Origin of the sequence: Streptomyces sp. TG1A-60 (assembly GCF_037201975.1) — a bacterium.
GTDB lineage: Bacteria > Actinomycetota > Actinomycetes > Streptomycetales > Streptomycetaceae > Streptomyces.
In genome coordinates, this window is the sequence record NZ_CP147520.1 from 2,796,719 (window position 1) to 2,822,151 (window position 25,433).

24 protein-coding genes and 1 pseudogene are annotated in these 25,433 nt (G+C 71.7%); 10 read left to right on the plus strand and 15 right to left on the minus strand.

Annotated features, from left to right (window positions below; all coding sequences use genetic code 11):
* Positions 1-61: 61 nt before the first annotated feature.
* The 3 genes from WBG99_RS11460 to WBG99_RS11470 all read right to left on the minus strand — a co-directional run bounded on the left by WBG99_RS11460 (position 62) and on the right by WBG99_RS11470 (position 2,709).
* The gene (locus tag WBG99_RS11460) at positions 62-922 is read right to left on the minus strand and encodes a PHP domain-containing protein (RefSeq protein WP_338896229.1); all 861 of its coding nucleotides are present in this window, start codon (positions 920-922) and stop codon (positions 62-64) included.
* A 300-nt stretch (positions 923-1,222) separates the two neighbouring features.
* Positions 1,223-1,864 carry a DUF6758 family protein gene (locus WBG99_RS11465; RefSeq protein WP_338896230.1) on the minus strand — a complete coding sequence of 214 codons (642 nt, stop codon included), beginning with the start codon at positions 1,862-1,864 and terminating at the stop codon, positions 1,223-1,225.
* Positions 1,865-2,124: 260 nt separating this feature from the next.
* Positions 2,125-2,709 carry a suppressor of fused domain protein gene (locus tag WBG99_RS11470; RefSeq protein WP_338896231.1) on the minus strand — a complete coding sequence of 195 codons (585 nt, stop codon included), beginning with the start codon at positions 2,707-2,709 and terminating at the stop codon, positions 2,125-2,127.
* A gap of 524 nt (positions 2,710-3,233) precedes the next feature.
* Here WBG99_RS11470 and WBG99_RS11475 point away from each other — a divergent pair.
* Positions 3,234-4,358: a magnesium and cobalt transport protein CorA gene (locus WBG99_RS11475; protein WP_338896232.1), complete on the plus strand. Its 1,125-nt coding sequence runs from the start codon at positions 3,234-3,236 to the stop codon at positions 4,356-4,358.
* Positions 4,359-4,402: 44 nt separating this feature from the next.
* Positions 4,403-4,963: a hypothetical protein gene (locus WBG99_RS11480; RefSeq protein ID WP_338896233.1), complete on the plus strand. Its 561-nt coding sequence runs from the start codon at positions 4,403-4,405 to the stop codon at positions 4,961-4,963.
* Between the two features lie 45 nt (positions 4,964-5,008).
* Here the strand turns inward: WBG99_RS11480 and WBG99_RS11485 are convergent, their stop codons facing one another.
* Positions 5,009-5,758: a hypothetical protein gene (locus WBG99_RS11485; protein WP_338896234.1), complete on the minus strand. Its 750-nt coding sequence runs from the start codon at positions 5,756-5,758 to the stop codon at positions 5,009-5,011.
* Positions 5,759-5,934: 176 nt separating this feature from the next.
* Between WBG99_RS11485 and WBG99_RS11490 the strand changes: the two genes are divergently transcribed.
* From WBG99_RS11490 to WBG99_RS11500, 3 genes are read left to right on the plus strand one after another with little or no spacing between them, the layout of a single operon-like run.
* Entirely contained in the window at positions 5,935-7,227 is a 1,293-nt protein-coding gene (locus WBG99_RS11490; protein ID WP_338896235.1) for a CBS domain-containing protein, read from the plus strand.
* Complete coding sequence (locus WBG99_RS11495) at positions 7,217-7,819, plus strand: DUF1003 domain-containing protein (protein WP_338896236.1); 603 nt, start codon at positions 7,217-7,219, stop codon at positions 7,817-7,819. Before WBG99_RS11490 ends, WBG99_RS11495 begins: the two co-directional genes overlap by 11 nt.
* A gap of 43 nt (positions 7,820-7,862) precedes the next feature.
* The gene (locus tag WBG99_RS11500; RefSeq protein ID WP_338896237.1) at positions 7,863-8,996 is read left to right on the plus strand and encodes an Mrp/NBP35 family ATP-binding protein; all 1,134 of its coding nucleotides are present in this window, start codon (positions 7,863-7,865) and stop codon (positions 8,994-8,996) included.
* Between the two features lie 229 nt (positions 8,997-9,225).
* Here WBG99_RS11500 and WBG99_RS11505 read toward each other — a convergent pair whose 3' ends face one another.
* The 5 genes and pseudogenes from WBG99_RS11505 to sigE all read right to left on the minus strand — a co-directional run bounded on the left by WBG99_RS11505 (position 9,226) and on the right by sigE (position 15,861).
* Positions 9,226-9,897 carry a hypothetical protein gene (locus WBG99_RS11505; RefSeq protein ID WP_338896238.1) on the minus strand — a complete coding sequence of 224 codons (672 nt, stop codon included), beginning with the start codon at positions 9,895-9,897 and terminating at the stop codon, positions 9,226-9,228.
* Positions 9,898-10,196: 299 nt separating this feature from the next.
* Entirely contained in the window at positions 10,197-10,649 is a 453-nt protein-coding gene (locus WBG99_RS11510) for a sec-independent translocase (RefSeq protein WP_338896239.1), read from the minus strand.
* A 234-nt stretch (positions 10,650-10,883) separates the two neighbouring features.
* A pseudogene (locus WBG99_RS11515) lies at positions 10,884-12,845 on the minus strand (trypsin-like peptidase domain-containing protein); the annotation flags it as partial.
* Positions 12,846-13,963: 1,118 nt separating this feature from the next.
* Positions 13,964-15,160 carry a zf-HC2 domain-containing protein gene (locus tag WBG99_RS11520; RefSeq protein ID WP_338896240.1) on the minus strand — a complete coding sequence of 399 codons (1,197 nt, stop codon included), beginning with the start codon at positions 15,158-15,160 and terminating at the stop codon, positions 13,964-13,966.
* Positions 15,157-15,861 (minus strand): RNA polymerase sigma factor SigE, encoded by a 705-nt coding sequence (sigE, locus tag WBG99_RS11525; protein ID WP_338900297.1) that lies wholly within the window; start codon positions 15,859-15,861, stop codon positions 15,157-15,159. Before sigE ends, WBG99_RS11520 begins: the two co-directional genes overlap by 4 nt.
* A gap of 264 nt (positions 15,862-16,125) precedes the next feature.
* Here sigE and WBG99_RS11530 point away from each other — a divergent pair, with 264 nt between their 5' ends.
* Positions 16,126-16,827, plus strand: coding sequence for an O-methyltransferase (locus WBG99_RS11530; protein ID WP_338900298.1), 702 nt, complete (start codon positions 16,126-16,128; stop codon positions 16,825-16,827).
* 106 nt (positions 16,828-16,933) lie between these two features.
* On the opposite strand, the gene WBG99_RS11535 is transcribed toward WBG99_RS11530, so the two are convergent.
* A complete protein-coding gene (locus tag WBG99_RS11535; RefSeq protein ID WP_003966491.1) occupies positions 16,934-17,101 on the minus strand; it encodes a DUF3117 domain-containing protein in 168 nt (55 codons plus the stop codon).
* A gap of 376 nt (positions 17,102-17,477) precedes the next feature.
* Here WBG99_RS11535 and WBG99_RS11540 point away from each other — a divergent pair, with 376 nt between their 5' ends.
* A complete protein-coding gene (locus WBG99_RS11540) occupies positions 17,478-18,281 on the plus strand; it encodes an enoyl-CoA hydratase-related protein (RefSeq protein WP_338896241.1) in 804 nt (267 codons plus the stop codon).
* Between the two features lie 79 nt (positions 18,282-18,360).
* On the opposite strand, the gene WBG99_RS11545 is transcribed toward WBG99_RS11540, so the two are convergent.
* Complete coding sequence (locus WBG99_RS11545; RefSeq protein ID WP_338896242.1) at positions 18,361-18,951, minus strand: DNA-3-methyladenine glycosylase I; 591 nt, start codon at positions 18,949-18,951, stop codon at positions 18,361-18,363.
* Positions 18,948-19,298: a DivIVA domain-containing protein gene (locus tag WBG99_RS11550; protein ID WP_338896243.1), complete on the minus strand. Its 351-nt coding sequence runs from the start codon at positions 19,296-19,298 to the stop codon at positions 18,948-18,950. Before WBG99_RS11550 ends, WBG99_RS11545 begins: the two co-directional genes overlap by 4 nt.
* Positions 19,299-19,417: 119 nt before the next feature.
* Between WBG99_RS11550 and folP the strand changes: the two genes are divergently transcribed.
* Positions 19,418-20,278 (plus strand): dihydropteroate synthase, encoded by an 861-nt coding sequence (gene folP / locus WBG99_RS11555; protein ID WP_338896244.1) that lies wholly within the window; start codon positions 19,418-19,420, stop codon positions 20,276-20,278.
* A 139-nt stretch (positions 20,279-20,417) separates the two neighbouring features.
* Here the strand turns inward: folP and WBG99_RS11560 are convergent, their stop codons facing one another.
* Both WBG99_RS11560 and dapE read right to left on the minus strand, forming a co-directional pair.
* On the minus strand, positions 20,418-21,176 hold the full coding sequence (locus tag WBG99_RS11560) for a TIGR00730 family Rossman fold protein (RefSeq protein WP_338896245.1): 759 nt from the start codon (positions 21,174-21,176) through the stop codon (positions 20,418-20,420).
* Between the two features lie 108 nt (positions 21,177-21,284).
* A complete protein-coding gene (gene dapE / locus WBG99_RS11565; RefSeq protein ID WP_338896246.1) occupies positions 21,285-22,364 on the minus strand; it encodes a succinyl-diaminopimelate desuccinylase in 1,080 nt (359 codons plus the stop codon).
* A 185-nt stretch (positions 22,365-22,549) separates the two neighbouring features.
* Between dapE and WBG99_RS11570 the strand changes: the two genes are divergently transcribed.
* Both WBG99_RS11570 and WBG99_RS11575 read left to right on the plus strand, forming a co-directional pair.
* Positions 22,550-23,479, plus strand: coding sequence for a heavy metal transporter (locus WBG99_RS11570; protein WP_338896247.1), 930 nt, complete (start codon positions 22,550-22,552; stop codon positions 23,477-23,479).
* Between the two features lie 313 nt (positions 23,480-23,792).
* Entirely contained in the window at positions 23,793-24,227 is a 435-nt protein-coding gene (locus tag WBG99_RS11575) for an ATP-binding protein (protein WP_338896248.1), read from the plus strand.
* 86 nt (positions 24,228-24,313) lie between these two features.
* Here WBG99_RS11575 and WBG99_RS11580 read toward each other — a convergent pair whose 3' ends face one another.
* Complete coding sequence (locus tag WBG99_RS11580; protein ID WP_338896249.1) at positions 24,314-25,432, minus strand: bifunctional succinyldiaminopimelate transaminase/glutamate-prephenate aminotransferase; 1,119 nt, start codon at positions 25,430-25,432, stop codon at positions 24,314-24,316.
* Position 25,433: the final 1 nt, after the last annotated feature.

Sequence of the window (25,433 nt, forward strand, 5' to 3'; positions counted from 1 at the left end):
CGGCCGGGTGCCGTACGACGGGAGAAGAGAGGGCGAGGCGACGCGAGGACGAGAGGGCCAGCTAGAGGGCCCCGCCGGCCCCCGGGACCGGAAACGCTCCGGTAGCCCGGCGTGTGATCTCCCCGTACACCTCGGGGTCGGTCGTGTACTCGCCGAGCACGCAGGTCTTGCGGCTGCCGTGGTAGTCCGAGGATCCGGTGGTGAGGAGACCCAGTTCCCTCGCCAGGCCGCGCAGCCGCGCCCGGGTCGCCGGGTCGTGTTCCATGTGGTCGACCTCGATACCGTCCAGCCCGGCGGCTGCCAGGTCGGCGATGGCGGACTCCGGTACGGTCCGGCCCCGCTTGACGGCTGCGGGGTGGGCGAAGACGGCGACGCCGCCGGCGCCCTTGATCAGCCGGATCGCCTCGAAGGGGTCGGTCTCGTGCTTCTCGACGTAGGCACGGCCGCCGTCGGCGAGCCACTGTTCGGTGAAGGCGTCGCCCACGGTCGGTACGACGCCGAGTTCGACGAGGGCGGTGGCCACATGCGGACGCCCCACGGAACCGCCGCCGGCGATCCGCCCGACCTGCTCCCAGGTCACGGGCACACCCAGGTCGTTCAGCTTGGCGATCATCCCCCGGGCCCGCGGGACCCGGTCGTCCCGGACCAGCTCGCGCTCGGCGAGCAGCCGCGGCTCCTCGGGGTCGAACAGGTAGGCCAGCATGTGCAGGCTGACGCCGTCCAGCCGGCACGACAGCTCGGCGCCGGTGACCAGCGTGAGCGCCTCCGGCAGAGCGGCGATCGCCTCGGCGTGCCCGCGCGTGGTGTCGTGGTCGGTCAGCGCGACGACGTCCAGCCCTGCCGCCGCGGCCTTGCGTACCAGCTCGGTGGGGGTGTCCGTACCGTCGGAGGCCGTGGAGTGGCAGTGCAGATCGATACGCACGACTCGGACTCCAGGCTCAGACGAAGCGGAAGCGGACGCTCAAGGATAACGCTCTTCCAAACCGCTTCTGTCACACCCGAAACCTGGGAGCACCCCCTACAGGTGCCGGGAAGGGCCCGCTGACAGCCCCGTCCAGCGGCGCAAGAGCGAGGAGCGCAAGAGCCAGGAGCGCGGAAACTGCACGCCCAGCCCCAGCCCCCGGCGCAGCCCGCAGCCCGCAGCCCGCAGCCCGCAGCCCGCAGCCCGCAGCCCGCAGCCGCCAGACCCTAGGACCCCGGAACCCCAACCGCGACACGCGTCCTACGGCTCCAGAATCCGAGGCGAAAGCGCTCCGCAGGGGAGCAACTCCACCTCCGCCCCCGCCTCCCGCAAATCCGTCAGCACGAGCTCGTCGTACATCAACAGCCCGGTCTGCTCGGGCCAGACGATCGCCCACAGCCACAGCCCGAGCGCCTCCCCCGCGAACACCGCACGGTCGTCCGGCGTGCCGGAGACATGCCAGAGCGGTGTCGGCCGACCTGCGGCGAGCACCTTCGCCTGGGGCGGCTTCTCGACGCTCAGATACGGTCCGGGGTCGGGGCCGTCGATGCCCGCGTATCGCGCGCCGAGGCCGACGCCGAGTTCCTCCGCGATGAGGACGAGTTCGCCCACGCCCCCGAGCGGGCCGGGGCCTGAACAGGCCACGGCGGTGGCGCGACCGCCGCTGCGGTCGTCGCCGGCGAAGACGGCACCCGTGAACAGCCAGCCCACCGGCAGCGGCCACGGCATCCAGACCGGCACCTTGGCACGGTGCACCACGACGCCGAGGGCCTCGACGCTGGGCGGGATCACGGGCTGCAGCGGGTGCACCGTCCCATGCACGGAACACTGCCAGGCGTCGGCAAAGAGGCCGGGAGCCCTGACCCGGCCACCACACTTCGGGCAACTGGGTTCGCCCCTCATAAGGCCCAACGGTCCTCCCCGTGCTTCCTCGCGTCAAGGACGATCACCCGTCCGGCGTGCGCGCGTCACATTTCACGCAGGTTCCGCGCACGAACGCCGGAACCCGGACAGCGGCCGGCCCACCGGCCGACCAACGGAATCAACTCCCCACCCAGCCAGGGGAAGCGGCGATTTTCGGCCGCCTGTCGAGCACCCTCCGGTCACCCATGGCGTGCCGTCCGTCACACGGGGACACCGGAGCACCGTGCCGGGCGATCCCGTCAGCCCAGCGGGACCGACCTGCGGGCCGGGTCGCGGAGGTCCGTTCCGTGGGTGAGCCAGCGCTCCTGGAGGGCCTGGGCGCCGTGCACCCTCTTCCACGCGGCCTCGTTGGCGGTCATCGGGAGGAGGGGCAGGAACCGTACGGGGTCGGCGGGGGAGCCGAGTTCGAGGTCCTCGACCAGACCGCCGGACTCGGCGACGAGGACGGAGGTGAAGGGGGCGCCGGGCCACAGCGGCCCACCCACGTCGAGGGAACCGCCGGGGGCCACGACCACGCCTTCCACCTGCGGCGAAGCGGCGAGTACGGCGAGCGGGCGGAGCACCTTGTCGGTGTCGGCGACGCCGTGTCGCACGGACAGGACCAGCTCGGCGCGGGGACCCTTGACAGGGTCGGCGAGGACAGCGGTGGGGTCGGACATCGGCTGGGCGGACATGCCGAGGGTGGCGTAACGGACGACGTCACCGTCGGTGAAGCGGAGGACCTCGATGCGGTCCGTGCCGAGGAAGGTGACCGCGGCACGCGCGTCCGGTTCGCCCAGCGCGGTGCGCAAACGGGCCTCCACCAACGGAAGAACATCAGCCATGGGCTGAGCATAGAACTCGTCAGGAACCGGCAAACGGGCACCTTGACACTTCAGCCGACTGTTAGTCTTGGGCGCCGGTCGAGACAGCACGCGGGCAGCACGCAGAAGCGTCGCTCTCAAGCCTTCGCGTCTCGGCCGAAATGACTGACTCCCCTACGGGGAACCCCGAACGGGGTATGGAACGTCCCTTACGAGGGACCGGCCGGAGGAGGTGGGGCTGCGATGGACCGAAGTCGACCGTGCAGTACTACCCGCTCTTCCGATCGCTGAGTTCCTTAGATCTCGCTGTAGCCGTCGTTCTCGCTCCGCTGGCTGCCACCCTCACTCGCCTCGTACCGCCTGTCGGTCGTCGCGTATCGGAAGAGCACTTCTTTCCCGTCTTGATCTGAATCAAGCGAAGCTGTCACCGCGACGGTGCGGTGCTCCCCGCTTTGTGGACGTGCCAAACATCCGAAGTCAAAACGTCCCCATTCCGGGTAGTTCCAACTGTCGTCGGCGGCCTTTCGTTGCGAAGGAGCCTGCTCATGTCGATGATCCACAACCTGCGCGCGGCGGTCCGGCCGGCCCGTCCCTCGCGCCTGTCGCTGCGCAAGGACGGCGGCACGTACGACGCCACACGCCCGGCGGAGGCGGCGACGGCCGTGGTGGACTGCGCCGTCTACCGCGACGGCGCGCGGGTCGGGTTCGAGCGGAACCTGGCCCCGCACGAGGCGATCCGTCAGGTGCGCCGCGACGGCGGCTTCGTCTGGATCGGCCTGCACGAGCCGTCCGAGAGTGAGTTCGCCGGCATCGCGGCCGAGTTCGGGCTGCACCCGCTGGCCGTGGAGGACGCGGTGCACGCGCACCAGCGGCCGAAGCTGGAGCGGTACGACGACACCCTCTTCACCGTCTTCAAGACCATTCACTACATCGAGCACGACGAACTCACCGCCACCAGCGAGGTCGTGGAGTCCGGCGAGGTCATGTGCTTCACCGGGCGGGACTTCTTCATCACCGTCCGGCACGGCGGGCAGGGATCGCTGCGGGCGCTGCGTCACCGGCTGCAGGACGACCCGGAGTTGCTGGCCAAGGGCCCGTCGGCCGTGCTGCACGCCATCGCCGACCATGTCGTCGACGGGTACGTGGCGGTCGCGGACGCCGTGCAGGACGACATCGACGAGGTGGAGACGGAGGTGTTCTCCCCCGGGCGCAAGGGCACACCCCGGGGCACCGACGCCGGCCGGATCTACCAACTCAAGCGCGAGGTCATGGAGTTCAAGCGCGCGGTGCTGCCGCTGGTGCGGCCCATGCAGCTGCTGAGCGAGCGGCCGATGCGGCTGATCGACCCGGACATCCAGAAGTACTTCCGTGACGTGGCCGACCACCTCGCGCGGGTGCAGGAGCAGGTCGTCGGCTTCGACGAGCTCCTCAACTCGATCCTCCAGGCGAACCTGGCGCAGGCCTCCGTCGCCCAGAACGAGGACATGCGCAAGATCACCTCGTGGGCGGCCATCATCGCCGTACCGACGATGGTGTGCGGCGTCTACGGCATGAACTTCGACTACATGCCGGAGACGCACTGGAAGTACGGCTACCCGGTGGTCCTCGGCGTGACGGTCGCCCTTTGTCTCGGCATCCACCGCACCCTGAAGCGCAACGGGTGGCTCTGACTCGGCGAGGAGCCGGGAGCCGGGGCCCCGGTTAGGCTGCCCCTATGACCGCCGACTCGCTGGCCGCCGACGCGCTGCTCGACCGGGCCCTCGTGGAAGAGGCCACCAGGAAGTCCGGGCTCATCTGGGTCCGGGGCGACGGGGTGGCGACGCTCCAGGGGCGGGGCCAGGGCGCGCCCTCGCGCGCGCTGTGGCACGTGTGGCACGACGGCGCGGCATGCGTGGTCGGCGACGGGCCGGGCGAACAGCCGTTGCCGGGGCTGACCGCCGGGGGATCGGCGGTCGTGACCGTCCGCAGCAAGGACAAGGGCGGCCGGCTCGTGAGCTGGGCCGCGAGCGTGGTCGAGCTGGCTCCGGAGTCCCCCGAGTGGGAGGCGACGGTGTCGGAGCTCAAGGGCAAGCGTCTGAACGCCCGCGACGGCGAGGCGATGCCGGCCCGCTGGGCCCGCGAGTGCCGCGTTCTCCGCCTGCGGCCGACCGGTACGACCCTGCCGCTGCCCGACGACGACCTGGCCGAGGCGCCGGTACCGACGCCCGCGACGACGCGACAGCCGATTCCGGCGGCCGTGCCGCGCCTGCTCTTCGGGCGCCGCAAGCGGAAGTAGGGAAGAAGGAAAAGGGCGCCCGGTCCACCCGGGTCGGGCGAGGCGTCAGGACGTCGGCAGTTGCTTGCCGTAGTCCACCACCGACTTCTCGTCGGGTTCCTCCAGGGGGAAGTTCTTGCCCCAGTCCGTGAGGCGGATGGTTCCGGCGTCGCCGGCGCGGACCAGGCGCAGCGGGTAGGGGGTGCCTTCGAGGGAGACGTCGAGGGTGCCGCCGGATCCCTTGTCGCCGGTGATGCGGATCGTGCGGGTGCCGGACTGCTCGTAGTGGCCCTCGGTGGACAGGGTGCCGTGCAGGGTGAGGAGGCTGTTGAGGAGGACTTCCTTGTCGGTGAAGCCGCTGAACCGCTGGTAGGCCGGGTCGCCGGTAGGCACCTTCACATACATGCCGTCCAGCTTGTCCGCGGCTGCCGCCTCCGACTCCTCGCCGTCCTTCCCGGAGTCCTGGTGGTTCCAGAAGTCCGCGTCGGCCTTGAGGAAGAGGTGCTCGCCGACCCTCAGCAGCCGGAAGGTCGAGCCCTCCGACGTCACCGAACCCATGCCGCCGTCCTCCTTCAGGCGCATGTCCAGCTTGTAGGTCCTGCCGTTGCTCACCACGGCCCCCGACAGCCGGACCGTGTCCGCCGCCGTGGCCGCCGCCTTGGTCTTGCTCTGGATCTTCGCGGGCGTCAGCCTGCCGACCCCGTTGGTGCCCTCGTTGGGATCCTCGCCGCACCCTGTGAGTCCCAGCCCGCTCGCCACGAGGGTGCAGACGGCGCTCACCAGTGCGGCCCTTCGAGTACGGGGAATCACAGTCACAGGCGATGCACCTCTTCGTGGGGAGTCCAGGCGTACGGCAGAGTACCGGGGCTCCCGCCGTGCCACGGAGCCAGTCCGTCCGCACCGCTCACCAGGGCATATCCGATCAGGACGGGCTAGCCTGAAGCCGTCCTCGGCGGACAATCCCCCTGCGACGGGAAGGAAAGGGGCGGCTCATGGCGGCGGCACCCCGGATCTTCGTCTCCCACCTCTCCGGCGTCGCCGTCTTCGACCCGAACGGCGACCAGGTGGGCCGCGTCCGCGACCTCGTCGCCATCCTGCGGGTGGGCCGCAAGCCGCCACGCCTGCTCGGCCTGGTCGTCGAACTGTCCACCCGCCGCCGGATCTTCCTGCCCATGACCCGCGTCACCGGAATCGAGTCGGGCCAGGTCATCACCACCGGCGTCCTGAACGTGCGCCGCTTCGAACAGCGGCCCACCGAGCGGCTGGTCATCGGGGAACTGCTCGACCGCCGCGTACGGCTGGTGGAGACGGGCGAGGAGGTCACGGTCCTCGACATCTCGGTGCGGCAGCTGCCGGCCCGCCGCGACTGGGAGATCGACCGGGTGTTCGTCCGCAAGGGGAGGGGCGGGCCGTTCCGGCGGCACAAGGGCGAGACGGCGACCGTGGAGTGGTCGGCCGTCACCGGGTTCTCGCTGGAGGAGCACGGGCAGGGCGCCGAGAACCTCCTCGCGACCTTCGAGCAGCTCCGCCCGGCCGACCTGGCCAACGTGCTGCACCACCTCTCCCCCAAGCGCCGGGCCGAGGTCGCCGCCGCTCTCGACGACGACCGGCTCGCCGACGTCCTGGAGGAGCTGCCGGAGGACGACCAGATCGAGATCCTCGGCAAGCTCAAGGAGGAGCGGGCCGCCGACGTCCTGGAGGCCATGGACCCGGACGACGCCGCCGACCTGCTCGCCGAGCTGCCGGAGGAGGAGCAGGAGCGGCTGCTGACGCTGATGCAGCCGGACGACGCGGCGGACGTACGGCGGCTCATGGCGTACGAGGAGAAGACCGCCGGCGGTCTGATGACCACCGAGCCGGTCGTGCTGCGCCCGGACGCGACGGTCGCCGAAGCGCTGGCCCGGGTCCGCAACGCCGACCTGTCCCCCGTGCTCGCCGCCCAGGTGTACGTGTGCCGGCCGCCGGACGAGACCCCGACCGGCAAGTACCTGGGCACCGTCCACTTCCAGCGGCTGCTGCGGGACCCGCCGTACACGCTGGTCAGTGCGATCCTCGACGACGATCTCCAGCCGCTGGACCCGGAGGCCGCGCTGCGGGCCGTCGCCGGGTTCTTCGCGACGTACGACATGGTCGCGGCGCCCGTGGTCGACGAGGGCGGTTCACTGCTGGGCGCGGTGACCGTGGACGACGTCCTGGACCACATGCTGCCCGACGACTGGCGGGAGACGGAGTTCCATCTGCACGAGGACGGCGTGGACGCCGAGGGGGCCGCCCATGGTTCCTGAGCGTGAGGGGCCTGACGGGCGGGACGGGTGGCGTACTCGGGCGCACTCGGGGGCTTCCGCACGCCCGCGTAAGCGCCTCGACCAGCCGCTGGCGCGCCGGGCCAGGCTCCTGCCCGAGTGGGACCCTGACGCCTTCGGACGGCTCTCGGAGCGGATCGCGCGGTTCCTGGGCACCGGGCGGTTCATCGTCTGGATGACCGTCGTCGTCATCCTGTGGGTGGTGTGGAACGTCTCCGCCCCGAGCGATCTGCGCTTCGACAACTACCCCTTCATCTTCCTGACCCTGATGCTCTCCCTCCAGGCCTCGTACGCCGCCCCACTGATCCTCCTCGCGCAGAACCGCCAGGACGACCGCGACCGGGTCAACCTCGAACAGGACCGCAAGCAGAACGAACGCTCGATCGCCGACACCGAGTATCTGACCAGGGAGATCGCCGCGCTCCGCATCGGCCTCGGCGAGGTCGCCACCCGTGACTGGCTGCGCTCCGAGCTCCAGGACCTGGTCAGGGAACTGCACGAACGCGGCACCGACGGGGCGCGGACCGTATTCCCGCAGGAACATCCTCGCGGACGTGACATGGGCGACCGCTGAAGGGGCTCCCGGGGCCCCCGCGCAGCGCCGTACCATCGTCCTTATGGCTACGGAAGACGCGGTGCGCGAAGCACTGTCGACGGTGAACGACCCCGAGATCAACCGTCCCATCACCGAACTCGGGATGGTCAAGTCGGTGGAGATCGGCGCGGACGGAGCGGTCGAGGTCGCCGTGTACCTGACGGTCTCCGGCTGCCCCATGCGCGACACGATCACCCAGCGCGTGACCGAGGCGGTCTCGCGCGTCGAGGGCGTCACCCGCGTCGGCGTCGAACTCGACGTCATGAGCGACGACCAGCGCAAGGAGCTGGCGAACGCGCTGCGCGGCGGCCAGGCCGAGCGCGAGGTCCCTTTCGCGAAGCCGGGCTCACTCACGCGCGTGTACGCCGTCGCCTCCGGCAAGGGCGGCGTCGGCAAGTCCTCGGTGACGGTGAACCTGGCGGCGGCGATGGCCGCCGACGGCCTGAAGGTCGGTGTCGTCGACGCGGACATCTACGGCCACTCCGTGCCCCGCATGCTGGGCGCCGACGGCCGCCCCACCCAGGTCGAGAACATGATCATGCCGCCGTCCGCGAACGGCGTGAAGGTCATCTCGATCGGCATGTTCACCCCCGGCAACGCCCCCGTCGTCTGGCGCGGGCCGATGCTCCACCGCGCCCTCCAGCAGTTCCTCGCGGACGTCTACTGGGGCGACCTGGACGTCCTGCTCCTCGACCTCCCGCCGGGCACGGGCGACATCGCCATCTCCGTGGCCCAGCTGGTCCCCAACGCCGAGATCCTCGTCGTCACGACCCCGCAGCAGGCGGCGGCCGAGGTCGCCGAGCGCGCCGGCTCCATCGCCGTCCAGACCCACCAGAAGATCGTCGGTGTCGTGGAGAACATGTCGGGCCTGCCCTGCCCGCACTGCGACGAGATGGTCGACGTCTTCGGCACGGGCGGCGGTCAGTCGGTAGCCGACGGCCTCACCCGCACCACCGGCGCCTCCGTCCCGGTCCTCGGCAGCATCCCCATCGACGTCCGCCTGCGTGAGGGCGGCGACGAGGGCCGCCCCGTCGTCCTCTCCGACCCCGACTCTCCCGCCGGCTCCGCCCTCCGAGCCATCGCGGGCAAGCTGGGTGGCCGCCAGAGGGGCCTGTCGGGCATGAGCCTGGGAATCACCCCGAGGAACAAGTTCTAGGGCATCTGCCGAAGCCCAGGGCGCTTGTGAGGGGCGCGGGCTGTGTCGATGGGCGGCTCCGCCGCGTGCCCGCGACAGGCCGCGAAAGCTCCCGCAGTCCCCGGGCGACCCGCGCCCCAGGGCGATGAAGGGCACCGCGCCACAACCGGGCGGTGCCCTTCGCCGAGAAGGGGCCTCTTCGGACGAGCCCTGTCGGCTACGCGTACGCCGAGAGGGCGAGCGCCGTCGGCTACGCGTACGCCGAGATGTCCTTGATCATGGCGAAGCCCAAGCCGTACGCGCTCATCCCTCTCCCGTACGCCCCCACATGCACACCCTCCGCGGTCGGCCCCGCGAGCACCCACCCGAACTCGGACTCGCGGTAGTGGAACGGCGTCGGCACCCCGTCCACGGGCAGGGACAGCGTCGACCAGTCCGGACCGGCCAGGTCGTCCGCCAGGACCCACGCGGTCTCGGTCTGCTGGTCCAGCCAGTCGTCCCGCAACGTGTGGTCCAGCCGGCCCGGCCAGGTGAGGGAGACCAGCCCGACCCCGGCGAGCCAGGCCGCGGAGGAGACCGAGGTGGCCTCCAGCACGCCCGTGCCGTCCGCGCTGCGCCGTACGTCGTTCCCGGCGACGGTCACCACGACCGCGAACCGCTCCTTGCTCTCGTCGTCCGCACCGGCGGTGTACTCGTTGCGCACCGAGGGCTCGTCACCGTGGCCGATCGAACCGTGCTCGACGGCGCCTTCCGCCGACGTACCGACCTGCATCAGCCAGCGCGGCCCCGTGAAGGCCTCGTCGAGGCCGTACCAAGGGAAGGGCGCCAGCAGGTAACCGTCGACCGTGCGGCGGACGGAGGGGACCTGTTGTCCGCCCTCCGCGGCCGACGCCTGAGCGCCTACCCGACTCGTCGTCTCCATCTGCCCGGACGCCTCCTCGCTCTCGACGGACCGGAGCGGCCCCGCCCCCCTCGGCGTCGTCGCTCGCTCTCCTTACGGTCCGCACAACAACTGGGCAGCATAGCCACAGCTCTCCGGGCAACAGGGAAAGCGCCCGGCGCGTAGGACGGCGTAGGGGCGACTCCAGGCCGTACGACGGTACGTGACGGTATGAATCGCATCACGCACGGGGGCGCGGCGGCGCATGGCTGACGGCGCCGAAAGGGCAGGTCCGAGGGCCGTACGGCGGCCACGCGGCGGACGGCGACCGGGCGGACGGCTCAGGTGGCGTCCATGTCGTACGGCGGACGCTCGCCCAGTTCGAGCTTCTCTCGCTTCTTGGTCATGTCGATGGCACCGCCGGAGGAACCAGCGGAGTCGGCACCGACGGCGGCCGACGAGGACTCGGACTCGCGGCCGTGGACCGCGTCCGTGAGCTCGGCCATCTCCTTCTTCAGGTCGAAGCCGTTGCGGATCTCCTGCAGTCCCAGCTCGTCGTTCTCCATCTGCTTGCGGATGAACGTCTTGGGGTTGAGGTCCTCGAACTCGAAGTCCTTGAACTCCGGGCCGAGTTCACTGCGGATGTCCGCCTTGGCGCTGTCCGAGAACTCGCGGATCTTACGGATGGTCCGCGTGATGTCCTGGATCACCTTCGGAAGCTTGTCCGGACCGAAGACGAGCACGGCGAGGACGACGAGCGTCACCACCTCGAGCGCACCTATGTCATTGAACATCTGAAGCTCCTTGCGATGTCCTCGGTCCCGTTCCGCGGGCCCCGGCAGGTCTTCCGTGGTCCGGGCCGGGTCCACGGTACCCGGGGATCCCGCCGATCCGGTACCGTCGGGCGGCTTCCGACCACGTCCGCACGACGGGTTTTCCCAGCTGTTTGCCTGGTGGGAGGGAGTACGGGACCCCCTCCTGTGAAGTTGCTGTCAGTACCACCGGCCGTCCCGGTCGCCGTGGGCGGCTCAGTCGCCGGACGAGCCGAGCGTCAGGGCGACCGTCTGCTCCCTGCCGTTCCGCCGGAGGGTGAGCTCCAGCCGGTCGCCGGGCCGGTGGGCGCGGACCTTGACGATCAGTTCTTCACCGGAATGGACCCGCTGGCCGTCGACCTCGGTGACGACGTCACCGGACCGGATGCCCGCGCGGTCGGCCGGGCCGCCCGGGGTCACCGCGGTGCCGCCGTCGCTGCCCTCGTCGCCGACGCGGGCGCCGTCACCGGCGTAGTCCATGTCGAGGGTGACACCGATCACCGGGTGGGTCGCCTTGCCCGTGTTGATCAGCTCCTCGGCGACGCGCTTGCCCTGGTTGATGGGTATCGCGAAGCCGAGCCCGATCGAACCGGCCTGCCCGCCGTCCGACTCGGAACCGCCACCGGCGGACCGGATGGCGCTGTTGATGCCGATCACCCGGGCCTTGCCGTCGAGGAGCGGGCCACCGGAGTTGCCCGGGTTTATCGGCGCGTCGGTCTGCAACGCGTCCACGTACGACACGTCACTGACGTCGCCGCTCTCGCCGCCGGCCGTGATGGGCCGTTCCTTGGCGCTGATGATGCCGGATGTGACGGTGTTGGCCAGGTCGAAGGGTGCGCCGATGGCGACGACGGGGTCGCCGACCTGGACGTCCTCGGAGTTGCCGAGCGGCAGCGGCTTCAGCCCGCTCACACCGGAGACCCTCACGACAGCCAGGTCGTAACCGGTGTCCCGGCCCACGATGGTGGCCTTGGCGGTCTCACCGCCGCTGAACGTCACCGATATGTCGCCGTCCGACCCGGCGGGATCGACGACGTGGTTGTTCGTGAGGATGTGGCCCCGCTCGTCGAGCACGAACCCGGTGCCGGTCCCCTGCGCGCCCGTCCCGCTCACATGCAGGGTCACGACGCTGGGCAGCGCGCGGGCGGCGATCCCGGCGATGCTGTCGGGAGCCCGCCCCGTCACCCCCTCGCCGGACTGCGGCAGCTCGACCTCCCCCACCCCGCCGTTCCGCTCCAGATACGCGCCCACGGCCCCGCCGACGCCCCCGGACACGACGGCGATCAACAAGGCCCCGACCAGCAGCACCTTCCCCCGCCGCCGACGCCGCCGCGTCACATCGTCCACAGCGGCCCCGTTCTGCTGCAACGACCCCGACCCGGCCCAGGGGTCGTAGTTCCGCCAGGGACCTTGCGGCGCCTGCGGGGCGTCCGCGTAGGGAGACCGCGACGGGTCCCCGTACGCCGTCGGTGCCGCCTGGGACACCTCCGCGTACGTATCCGTCGCCGACTGCGACGGATACGCGTAGGAAACCCCTGGAGACCCGTACCCCGAGCCATCCGGAAAAGGCCCCGCCGCACCCTGGGGCGCCTCCGGATACGACGCCGCTGCGACGGCCTGGGAGCCCTCCGGGTACGACGACCCTACGGCGGCCTGGTACGCGTCCGGATACGGAGCCGTCGGCTGAACTCCCTCGGGGTACGGGGCCGCCGTCGGCCGACCTGCCTCCGGATACGGGGCCGCCCCCGGCCGAGGTGCGTCCTGGTACGGGTCGGCTGCCGCGGGTTGCGGAGGGGGCGGGGGTACGGCGGTGCCGTGGGCCTGCGCCAGCGGCGACGGCGGGGGCGCCGCCGCCGTCGCGTGGGTGCGCCCGCCCGGCGACGGTGCGGGTGACCCGTCGGGCGTCGGGGCACCGGCCGAGGTGGCCCCGGGGGCGTTGCTGCCCCCGCCGAGGCCGGCCCGCCGGACGGCGCAGTCCCCGCCGAGGTCGCCCCACCCTGCGGAGGAACACCGGCCGACGCAGACCCGGCGTGCGGCGCGGCCACCGCCAAGGTCGACCCACCGTGCGTCGGTGCTCCCGTCGGCGCGGTTACGCCGTGCGTCGGTGTGCCCGCCTGGACGTTCGTGCCGTGTGCGGGAGTCGTCGCCGGGTGCTGGACCGGTGGAGCGGGCGCCCAGGGGCCGGGCTCGCCGTACGGCGGGGTGCTGTAGGGGTCGGGGTCGTGCAGCGGCTTGGGTCGTGTGGAAGGCGCTCCAGAGGGTTCCTGGGCACCAGGCCCACCGGACACCTGCGTGTCGGCGACAGCGGTGGCCGCCACGCCGGTGACCGCTGCCGTCGCCGCGCCGGCGACTGGGGGCACAACCGCTGCCGTGGCGGAACCCGGTGCGCTCGGCTCGCCCACGCTGTGGGCCGCCGACTCCGGAGCCGCTGGCTCCCGGGCCGACGCCTCAGGCCCCGCCGCCCCCTGAGTCGTTTCCTCAGCACCAGCCGCCGCGGCGTCCTGGGCACTCTTCTCCAGCCCCGACCGCGTGGTCGCCTCATCGGAAGACGGCGAACTCACCCCACCGGCCGAGCCGTTGCCATGCCCCAGCCCCAGCCCCAGCCCCAGCCGGGTGGTCGTCGCATCGGAAACGGGCGAACTCGTTCCACCGGCCAGGCCGTTGCCGTGTTCCAGTCCCAGCCGCGCGGCCGTCTCACCGGAAGCCGACGAACCCACTGCGTCCGCCGACCCGTTGCCGTGCCCCGGCCCGGGGCGCGTGGTCGCTCCACCCGGAGCAAGCTCACGTCCCTCAGTCCCTTGCTCGGCGGCGCCCAGCGGCATCGCCGCCCCGGTACCGGCGTGCGCGGGCTCGGCCTCAGCGGCACGTCCCGTGCCCGCCGAGGCCGGGCGCTCCAGGGCGAAGTCGCCGTCCGCGTCGGGGGCCGGCGTGGAGCCCGGCCGGGGCGGTGCCTCCGTCACCGGGCGGGCCAGTTCGAAGTCGGTGTCGGCTTCGGCAAGTGCGTGCGCAGGCGTCGTGCCGGGCCGCTCCGACTTGAAATCGCCTTCGGTGTCGTCCTCGTGCGCCCCGGTGTGGTGCCCCGTCGTCCCGGCCCCCGCGCCGCGCGCTCGGGGTCGGCTCCACCACTTCGCCTTCGTGGGCTTCCCCTCGTTCATGTTCTCCCCACACCTAGGGCCCGTCCAAGGACCGGTCCGCTGCCCGCCGTTCGCCGAGTGCCGCGGGCCGGAACCGGCCCGAGCGGACACGGCCCACTCGGGATTCAACCAGGTTCGCGGGCCGGCGCGCAGAACTCGGGGTCAGCGGAGGGCGGGCGAGGTGGGAGTGGGAGACGAGGTGGCGTCGGGAGCCGACAGCAGTCCCGGGCCGGTGAGCTCGTATGCCGGCGACCAGTCGGTGAGCTGGAGCGGCTGCGCGTCGGTGAGCGGACGTATGAGCGGGGACATGACGGAGGCGCCGGTCAGCACGGGCGCGGTCGGCGGGTATACGGCCGAGCGGCCCTGGCCTGCCGGAGCGGGGACCCCGGGCAGCAGGGGCGCGGAGACCTCCGTCGGCGCCACGGGCACCTCGCGGGTGGACTGCTGGCTCTGTCCCAGCAGCGGCCCGACGGTCCCCCGGCGGCGCTGCGCCTCCGAGGGCGGAACCGTCCCCGAAGCCTGCGTCCGCAGGGGCGTGACATTGCTGCCGGAGCCGGCGCCACCCCGGGCGTCCACCGTCTCGATGGGCATCCCGTTGGTCACGCCGCCGAGGGCGATCGCGGCCAGCGACACCGCGCCGGCCGCCACGAAGGCGAACCGCATGCCGCGCGAGGCCGAACGCTCGGCCTCCTGCCGGCTCACGGCATGGATCCGAAAGCCACGGTCGCGCGTGACTCCGCTGTCGTCGGCGGCTCTGTCCTCACGGTCCGGGCCGGTGTCCCCCGAGAGAACGCGTCCGCCGCCCAGGAAACCCCGGTCGCCCAGTGCCCCGCGCTCGCCCAGGAGGCCACGCCCGCCGAGGAAGCCGCGGTCACCGAGGAACCCACGGCCGCCGGTCGGACCCCGGCCGCCGAGCAGTCCGCGGCCTTCCGACGGCGTCAGCGCACCGCCGTGTGGTCCCGGCGGGACGTATCCGAAGGATTCGCCGCCGGGTGCGAATACGCCGAAGTCGGCGAAGTCCCGGGAGTCGGAGGAGTCGACGGGCAGGGCCGGCCCACCGGCCGCGCCCCCGAGTCTTCCTCCGAAGCCGACGGACAGCGGCGAGCCGCCGTCGGTGTCGTCGCCCGCCGGGAGCATCTGGAGACGCGCCAGAAAGCTCTCGGAGGGAGGCGGTGGGGCGGCCTCCGCGAAGACGTTCTTCAGACGGCGCTGCTCGTCGGCCTCCGTCTTGCACTTCGCGCAGGTGGCCAGATGCGCCAGGACGCGGTCACGCGCCTCATGACCGAGCTCTCCGTCGACCAGGGCGGAGAGACGGTCTCCCAGATGCTGCTCAGCGGGGGTAGGCCGGGATCCACTCACGCGGTCGCGCCCCCTCCTCCCAGCACGGGCACCCGCGGCACCGTGAAGCCGCGACGCTGCTCGGCCCGAGCCTCCGGGGAACGGTGCGCGAGGGCCCTACGCAGCTGGGAGCGGCCGCGGTGGATCCGGGAGCGGACCGTGCCGAGCTTGACGCCCAGGGTCGCGGCGATCTCCTCGTACGACAGTCCTTCGATGTCGCAGAGGACGACGGCGGCGCGGAACTCGGGCGCGAGGGTGTCGAGAGCCTGCTGGACGTCGGCGTCGAAGTGCGCGTCGTTGAAGGCCTGCTGCGGGGTGGGCTCGCGGCTGGGCAGGCGCTCGGCCGCGTCGTCCCCGAGGGCGTCGAAGCGGATGCGCTGCTTGCGCCGGACCATGTCCAGGAAGAGGTTCGTGGTGATGCGGTGCAGCCAGCCCTCGAAGGTGCCGGGCGTGTACGTCGACAAGGAGCGGAAGACGCGGACGAAGACCTCCTGGGTGAGGTCCTCAGCGTCGTGCTGGTTGCCGGTCAGACGGTAGGCGAGCCGGTAGACGCGGCCGCTGTGGGTGCTGACGATCTCCTCCCAGGTGGGCGGAGTCCACGCGTGCGCGTGCGCGTCCGTGGTGAAGGTCGCGGTCTGCGCGGCGTCGGCGGCGTGGCTGTGGTCAGCGGTGTCGTTCACGGATTTCGGCCTGCCCGCCGATCCGAGGAAGCGCCGCAGCACTCCTCCCCGATCCACAGGCGCAGCCGCACCTCCCCTGTCGGCTCTGGTGGTGTCCAGTGGAGCCCCTACCATAGCCACCTCGCCCGTTAGCTCCGGATAAGCGGTTTTACGAGAAGTTGATGTGCGCCGATGTGGCTCATATGGCTGATACGGCTCATATGGCTTTGTCAGCACCTGCGCCCCCGCCTGTGCGGCGTACCTGTCCATCCCGTGCCCCCCGTCGCGGCCCCCGTCACTCACTCATCCCTTTAAACGACCGGTCCCATCAGCAGGTTCCCGACGGCAACGGATACAGTCACGCCCAGGCAACCACGGGGACATAAGGAGAGGGTCATTACCGGCAACCGGCTGACGAGCTGGGCGTTCGCCGACGCCTTTGTCGCCGAGGACGACGCGCTGCGCTGGGCCCGCGACCGGGCCCGGGAGGCAGGGCTGCGCTCGGTGTCGCCCGGCACGGGCGCCGCGCTGCGGGTGCTCGCCGCCACCGTGGACGCGAAGGCGGTGGCGGAGATCGGGACCGGGACCGGTGTGTCCGGGATCCATCTGCTGCACGGCATGCGGCCGGACGGGGTGCTGACCACCGTGGATCCGGAGCCGGACCACCAGCAGTTCGCCCGGCAGGCGTTCCGCACGGCCGGTTTCGCCAACAACCGCGCGCGCTTCATCCCGGGCCACGCGCTGGACGTGCTGCCCCGGCTTGCGGACTCCGGGTACGACCTTGTCTTCTGTGACGGCGACCGGCTGGAGTGCCTCGACTATCTCGCTGAATCGTTGCGGCTGCTCAGACCCGGCGGCCTGGTCGCCTTCGAGGGCGTCTTCGCCAGTGGCCGCACGGTGGACTCGAACCCCCAGCCGACCGAGGTCATACGGCTGCGGGAGCTGCTGCGCACGGTCCGCGAGAGCTCTGAGCTGGTGCCGTCGCTGCTCCCGGTGGGCGACGGCCTGCTGTGCGCGGTCAAGCGCTGAGGGACGTTACCGGACGGCACCTGGCACAGTCCCCGGCACAACAGTCGCCCCGGCCCCGCCGGGTGGCGGGGCCGGGGCGACTGAAAGGGTATGGCCGCTACGCGCGTCAGCCGACGACCTTCTTGAGGGCATCACCAAGGGCGTCGGCCTCGTCAGGGGTCAGCTCGACGACGAGCCGCCCGCCGCCTTCGAGCGGAACGCGCATGACGATGCCCCGCCCCTCCTTGGTCACCTCGAGCGGGCCATCGCCCGTCCGCGGCTTCATGGCCGCCATGCTCGTACCCCTTCCTGAAACCAGCTCATCGCCAAGCCGACGGCCCGGGAGGGCAGGCACGGTCCCACCTGGGGACACGCGACACCGGCATCGAACACATTGCTTCCAGGCCATTATCCCGCATCTCACGACCCGATGACCAACATCAGTCGGCATCGCTTGGGCAACGCGCGGTAGCAAAACCACTCAATTCGGCGATGTGACTGCGATACTGCGCCGCCTCGCGGGTCCGGTCCGCCGCTCGGGTATCGGTGATTTGTTGACGCAGGTCACACGTCCGCTCCGCCGCCGCCGCCGTTGATCTCCGCCATGCTGTGCTGTGACGAGGGCGTACTGACCAGTACGTCGCCAGCCGTGACACCGGAGGGGAACCGCCATGGCCGACACCGTGCTCTACGAGGTGCGCGACGGACTCGCGACGATCACGCTGAACCGTCCGGAGGCGATGAACGCGCTGAACGTCGCGACGAAGGTGGCCCTGCGGGAAGCCGTGGAGACCGCCGCCGGGGACGACGCCGTACGGGCCGTGCTGCTGACCGCGGCCGGGGACCGGGCGTTCTGTGTGGGCCAGGACCTGAAGGAGCACATCGGGCTGCTGATCCAGGACAAGGAGACCGGCTCCCGGCAGACCATGACCACCGTCCGCGAACACTACAACCCCGTCGTGAAGGCCCTGGTCGGCATGGCCAAGCCCGTGGTCGCAGGCGTGAACGGGGTCGCGGCCGGGGCCGGCTTCGGCTTCGCGCTCGCCGCGGACTTCCGTGTCGTCGCCGACACGGCCTCCTTCAACACGTCGTTCGCCGGGGTCGCGCTGACCGCCGACTCCGGGGTGTCGTGGACCCTGCCGCGCGTGGTCGGTCCCGGCCGGGCCGCCGACCTGCTGCTCTTCCCGCGCAGCATCAGCGCGCAGGACGCGTACGGGCTGGGGATCGCGAACCGGGTCGTGCCGGCGGCGGACCTGGCCGGGGAGTCGCGCAAGGTCGCCCGCGCCCTGGCCGAGGGGCCGACGGCGGCGTACGCGGCGCTGAAGGAGTCCCTGGCGTACGGGCTCACGCATTCTCTGGAAGAGGCGCTGGAGAAGGAGGACGAGCTGCAGACGCGGGCGGGATCCTCCGAGGATCACGGGATCGCCGTACAGGCGTTCGTGAACAAGGAGAAGCCGAGATACCTGGGGCGGTGACGGTCCGTGGGGAACCGCGGGTTCGTCGTGGCCGTACGCGCCCACGGGACGCAGCCGCACAGGTCACAGCCTCGTGTCCCTAGAGGGACGCGCTCCTCGCCACGCATGTGTCCAAGTGGTCGTTCACCAGTCCGCAGGCCTGCATCAGCGCGTACGCCGTTGTCGGGCCGACGAAGCGGATGCCCCGCTTCTTGAGGGCCTTGGAGAGGGCGGTGGACTCGGGGGTGACCGCCGGCACGTCCGCAAGGGTTCTCGGAGTGGCGCGGGTCGTCGGGTCCGGGGCGTGGGACCAGATCAGGGTGTCCAGCTCGCCCGGGGACCAGTCGGACAGGACGCGGGCGTTGGCGATCGTCGCCTCGATCTTGGCTCGGTTGCGGATGATGCCCGGGTCGGCGAGGAGGCGTTCCTGGTCGGCGTCCGTGAAGGTGGCCACTTCGGCGATCTTGAAGTCGGCGAAGGCCGCGCGGAAACCCTCGCGGCGGCGCAGGATGGTGATCCAGGAGAGGCCGGACTGGAAGGCCTCCAGGCAGAGCCGTTCGTACAGGGCGTCGTCGCCGTGGACCGGGCGGCCCCACTCCTCGTCGTGGTAGGCGGTGTAGTCCTCGGTGGACAGGGCCCAGGGGCAGCGGAGCGCGCCGTCGGGGCCGGCCAGGGCGGTGCCGTCGCTCACTGGTGGCCGCCCTCCTCCGGCTTGTGCGGCGAGGTCACGCTTGCCGCGCGGGCGCCCGCGAGCGCGGACTCCAGGTCGGTGATGCGGGCGTCCCGCTCGGCGATCTCGGCGCTGAGGCGGCCGAGGGCGTCGTCCACGTCCGCCATGCGGTAGCCGCGGACGGCGACCGGGAAGCGGAGCGCCTCGACATCCGCGCGGTTGACCGGGCGGTCCGCCGGCAGCGGGTCCTGGAACCGCTCGCCCGCGGCCTCCGGCAGCGCCGCGCTGTCGCCGCCGCCCACCACGGCGAGCGTGACCGCGGCGACCACGACGGCCAGCGCCACGACCAGGAACAAGAACATGAACATCGCTGGGTCCCCTCGACAGTGCTCGGCTCCGATCGTGCCATGCGAGTCTGACAGTTAGGGTCGCAGGCGGTCGCGCAAGGCGGTCATTCGACGGGACGCACCGGGAGAGGTCACAGCGGATGCTCAGGCTGGGCAAGCGGGAGTTCGACGCGCACGAGCCGGTGATCATGGCCATCGTGAACCGGACCCCGGACTCCTTCTACGACAGGGGGGCCACCTTCCGGGACGAGCCTGCGCTCGCGCGTGTGGAGCGGGCGGTCGCCGACGGCGCGGCCGTCATCGACATCGGCGGGGTGAAGGCCGGGCCCGGGGAGGAAGTGACGGCGGCGGAGGAGGCGCGGCGGACGGTGGGCTTCGTGGCCGAGGTGCGGCGGCGGTTCCCCGATGTGGTCATAAGCGTCGACACGTGGCGGCACGAGATCGGGGAGGCCGTCTGTGAGGCCGGTGCCGATCTGCTGAACGACGCGTGGGGTGGGGTCGATCCCCGGCTCGCGGAGGTGGCGGCGCGGTATCGGGTGGGGCTGGTGTGTACGCACGCGGGTGGGGCCGAGCCTCGTACGCGCCCGCATCGGGTCGAGTACGGCGATGTCATGGCGGACATCCTGCGGGTGACCGTGGGCCTGGCGGAGCGGGCGGTGGCACTGGGCGTGCCTCGGGAGGCGGTGCTGATCGATCCGGGGCACGACTTCGGGAAGAACACACGGCACAGCCTGGAGGCGACCCGTCGGCTGGGCGAGATGGTGGAGACGGGGTGGCCGGTGCTGGTGTCGCTGTCCAACAAGGACTTCGTGGGGGAGACGTTGGACAAGCCGGTCAAGGAGCGGGTGGTGGGGACCCTGGCGACCACTGCCGTGTCGGCCTGGCTGGGGGCTCAGGTCTATCGGGTGCATGAAGTGGCGGAGACTCGGCAGGTGTTGGACATGGTGGCGTCCATCGCGGGGCATCGGGCACCGGCTGTGGCTCGGCGGGGGCTTGCCTAGCCGGATCTCTCGCCCCCGCCGCCCTACCCGTCCATCCTCAAGGGGCAACGCCCCTTTGACCCCGTCCGTTTCCGTTCGTGGGGCTGCCCGCGCATCTCCCCGCGCCCCTGAGAGCGGGGGCGCGGGGGTGGGGCCGTGGTCAGCGGCCTGCCTCCTTGGAGACCAGCGCCACCGCCTCGTCCACGTCGTCTGTCACGTGGAAGAGGGTCAGGTCCTTCTCCGAGGCCTTGCCCTGGGCGATGAGGGTGCCGGTGAGCCAGTCGACCAGGCCGCCCCAGTAGGACTCGCCGAAGAGGACGATGGGGAAGCGGGTGACCTTCTGGGTCTGGACGAGGGTGAGGGCCTCGAAGAGTTCGTCGAGGGTGCCGAGGCCGCCGGGGAGGACCACGAAGCCCTGGGCGTACTTGACGAACATCATCTTCCGGACGAAGAAGTAACGGAAGTTGAGGCCGATGTCGACGTAGGAGTTGAGGCCTTGCTCGAAGGGAAGCTCGATGCCGAGGCCCACGGAGATGCCGCCCGCTTCGAGGGCGCCCTTGTTGGCCGCCTCCATGGCGCCCGGCCCGCCGCCGGTGATCACGGCGAAGCCCGCCTCCACCAGGCCGCGGCCGAGCCGGACGCCCGCCTCGTACTCCGGTGCGTCCGCCGGGGTCCGGGCGGATCCGAACACGCTGATCGCGGGCGGGAGTTCGGCGAGCGTGCCGAAGCCCTCGATGAACTCGGACTGGATGCGCAGGACACGCCAGGGGTCCGTGTGGACCCAGTCCGAGGGGCCGCCCGCGTCCAGCAGTCGCTGGTCCGTCGTGCTCGCCTGCACCTGGGCGCGTCTGCGCAGCACCGGCCCCAACCGCTGCTCCTCCGGTGGCCCGTTCTCGCCCTCTGGGTTGCCGGTCGCCATGTCCGCTCCCTCCGCCGTGCTGGTCGTTCACCTCAGCGTAGATCCAGGCGGGTTACGGACGGGGGACGCGCGCGTGTCCGCCACGATCCGCCACCACGCGCGGGTGGCTCACGCCGTCAGCCAGGACTTCAGGCGCTCCTCCCCCGCCAGGATCTTCGCCGTCTCCACCCGTTCGTCGCGCCGGTGCGCCAAGTGCGGGTTGCCGGGACCGTAGTTGACGGCCGGGACTCCGAGGGCGCTGAAGCGGGAGACGTCCGTCCAGCCGTACTTGGGCTGGGCGGTGCCGCCGACCGCGTCGATGAAGGCCACGGCCGCCGGGTGGGACAGGCCGGGCAGCGCGCCGGGGCTGTGGTCGTCGACGAGGAAATCCTCGACCCCGCAGTCGGCGAAGACCTCGCGGACATGGGCGACGGCCTCCTGCTCCGTACGGTCCGGCGCGTAGCGGAAGTTGACCGTCACCACGCACGCGTCGGGGATGACGTTGCCGGCGACGCCGCCCGAGATGCCGACGGCGTTGAGGCCTTCCCGGTACTCCAGGCCGTCGATCAACGGGTGGCGCGGCTCGTACGACGCCAGCTTCGCCAGGATCGGGGCCGCCGCGTGGATGGCGTTGGAGCCCATCCAGCCGCGGGCGGAGTGGGCGCGCTCGCCCTTCGTCGTCAGCAGCACCCGCAGGGTGCCCTGGCAGCCGCCCTCCACCTCGCCGTTCGTGGGCTCCAGGAGGACCGCGAAGTCGCCCTCCAGCCACTCGGGGCGGGCCTCGGAGACGTGCTTCAGGCCGTTCAGGTCCGCGGCGACCTCCTCGTTGTCGTAGAAGACGAAGGTCAGGTCGCGGTTGGGAGCCGGGACGGTGGCCGCGATGCGCAGTTGGACCGCGACGCCGGACTTCATGTCGCAGGTGCCGCAGCCCCACAGGACGCCGTCCTCGTCGAGGCGCGAGGGGACGTTGTCCGCGATGGGGACGGTGTCGATGTGGCCGGCCAGGATCACGCGCTCCGCGCGGCCCAGGTGCGTTCGAGCCACGATGTTGTCGCCGTACCGGTCGACCGTGAGGTGCGGCAGGGCACGCAGGGCGCTCTCGATCGCGTCCGCGAGCGGCTTCTCCGTGCCGCTCGCGGAGGGGAAGTCGACGAGCTGCGCGGTCAGCCGCGCGGCGTCCAGCGTGAGGTCAATCGGAGTCTCGGCCATGTCCCCGACCCTAACGCGCCGGCAGGGCGGGGCCGCCGGCGAGTGGATCAGGTCATCTCCGCAGTACTTTCACAACCCTTGCACAGCCGCCGTTACTCTCCAGTACCTTGGACCGCGTGTCAGAGCCGTACCCCTTTTCCCCAGGTCCTCGTCCACGCCGTCGTGGCCGGCGTGTGCTGCGCTTCATGGCGGCGTTCGTCGTCATGACCGCGCTCGGGGCGTATCTCGTCGTGCAGTATCTGACCGGCGGGAACGGCACGCCTCGGTGCATGGTCGTGTCCGGCACGGACGACGGGGCGTCGTACGCGTTCACCCCCGAGCAGGCGGCGAACGCGGCCACGATCTCGGCGGTCGGCACCTCGCGCGACCTGCCCGAGCGGGCCGTGACGATCGCACTGGCCACCGCGCTGCAGGAGTCGAGCCTGCGCAACATCGACTACGGCGACCGGGACTCCCTCGGGCTGTTCCAGCAGCGGCCCTCGCAGGGCTGGGGCACCAAGGAGCAGATCCAGGACCCGGTGTACGCGGCGGGCGAGTTCTACGAGCACCTCGTCAAGGTCGACGGCTACGAGGAGCTGCCGCTGACCGTCGCCGCCCAGCGGGTGCAGCGCAGCGGCTTCCCGGAGGCGTACGCCAAGCACGAGCCGGACGCCACGCTGCTCGCCGCCGCGCTGACCGGGCGGACGGCGGCCACGCTGACCTGTGAGGGGCGCCGGGAGACGACCGGCGTCGGCACCGTCTACGCGGGCGGCCCCGACGCGGTGCGCGCCGCGCTCGTACGGGACTTCGGGGGCGCGCGCTACGAGGTGGCCGGCGCGGTGGTGGACTCCGAGAACCGCGCCGGGGCCCGGACGCCCGCGACGCCCAGCCCTGCCGTCTCCTCCGCCGCCGGGACCGTCATCATCCCCCTCTCGGACGCCGGGGACTCCGCCGAGGTCCGGCAGCGCGGCTGGGAGCTGGCGCACTGGGCCGTGGCCCACGCCTCCCGCCTGGGCGTCGAGCGCGTCTCGTACGCGGGCCGGGAGTGGATCGCCGAGGGCCGGGCCGGTGCGTGGCGCAAGGCCCGGCAGGCGGGGACGTCCGCCGCCGAGGTCCGAATCGTCACTGGACAGTAGGTCTCGCGGCTCACCCGTGCGGGGGACGTGCGGCGCGTCGCGTGGACGGGGGAGGGCAGGGTTTCGCCTCCTCACCCCGGGTTCGCGGAATTCCTTGGGAACAAAGGGCTGTAAGGATTCGGCCGACTTTCAGACCGGGTGACGTTTGTCGGTATTTGCCCGCATCCGATAATGCGACGCATTGCAAACTCTTTACGCCGGATCGCCGCAACCTTCAGCGGCTTCGAGCGGTAGTCACTGCGTCCGAGCCCGGAGCGATCAGCTCCCGGGCTCGGACGGACACTTCACCGTCCTCTTCCGTCAAAGGAGCATCATGTCCCTCCCCCTGACCCGCCGGATCGCCCGTGCCGCGCTGCTCACCGCAGCGGGGGCGGCTTCCGTGGTCGGTGCGGCCGGCTCCGCGAGCGCGGCGCCCGAACTCCCGGCCGCCCCGAACCTGAGCGGTCTGTCCGCCGTCGACGGGGCGAACGCCGGCGACACCCTGGACGGCGCGGCGCAGAACGTCACCGGCCTCGCCGGCGAGGCCGCCAAGCAGACGGTGCCGGCTGCGGGCAAGACCGGTGGGAAGGCCGTCAAGAAGGCGACCCCCACGGTGCAGAAGGTCGCCGGGGACACCGCCGGGTCCGCCGGTGAGGTCCTGGGCGGCACGACCAAGACCGCCACGAAGGGCGGCCTGCCGACCGACTCCGTGACCAAGGGCGCGTCTCTGCCCACGGGGCAGCTGCCGGTCGGGAGCCCGCTCGGCTGACGCCCGGTCGAACCGTTGAAGGGGTCCGGGGTCTCCCCCGGGCCCCTTCGGCACTTGTGCGGCTGGACACACCACCGGCGAGGCGGCTACGTCAGGCGTTCCACCGCTGCCGCCACTCGCTCGTCCGTCGCCGTGAACGCGACTCGTACGTGGCGTGCGCCCGCCTGGCCGTAGAAGTCGCCGGGGGCCACGAGGACGCCGAGGTCGGCCAGGTGGGCGACGGTGGTCCAGCAGGATTCGCCGCGGGTGGCCCAGAGGTAGAGGCTGGCCTCGCTGTGTTCGATGCGGAAGCCGTGGGCGACGAGCGCCTCGCGGAGGGCGGAGCGGCGGGCGGCGTAGCGGGCGCGCTGCCGCTGGACGTGGTCGTCGTCGCCGAGGGCGGCGACGACGGCGGCCTGGGTGGGGGCGGCGGTCATCATGCCGCCGTGCTTGCGGATCTGGAGAAGGGGGCCGAGGACGGCCGGGTCGCCGGCGAGGAAGGCCGCGCGGTAGCCCGCCAGGTTCGAGCGCTTCGACAGCGAGTGGACCGCGACGATTCCCTCGTACGAGCCGCCGTTCACATCCGGGTGGAGGACGGAGACCGGGTCGGCGTCCCAGCCGAGCTCCAGGTAGCACTCGTCGGAGAAGAGCAGGACGCCGTGCTCGCGGGCCCAGGCGACGATCCGGGTCAGCTCGGCCTTGGAGAGGACCTGGCCGGTGGGGTTGGAGGGCGAGTTCAGCCAGAGAAGCTTCAGGCCGGTGGGGTCCAGGTCCGTCGGGCCCGGCGCGTCAGCGCCTGGTGTCAGCGTGTAGGCCTCGTGGTCGGCGCGGGCTAGGCGGGCGCCCACCTGGTACGTCGGGTAGGCCAGGCTTGGGTGGGCGACGCGGTCGCCGGGGCCGAGGCCGAGCTGGGTGGGGAGCCAGGCGACCAGTTCCTTGGAGCCGACGATCGGCAGGACGTGGTGGTGGGTGACGTCGCGGGCGCCCAGGCGGCGCTCCAGCCAGCCCGTGATCGCGTCGCGCAGCTCGGGGGTGCCCCAGACGGTCGGGTAGCCCGGTGAGTCCGCGGCGGCGACCAGTGCTTTCTGGATCGGCTCGGGCACCGGGTCGACCGGGGTGCCGACGGAGAGGTCGACGATGCCACCGGGGTGAGCGGCGGCCGTCGCCTTGTACGGCTCCAGCTTGTCCCAGGGGAAGGTGGGGAGGCGGTCGCTGACTGCGGACACG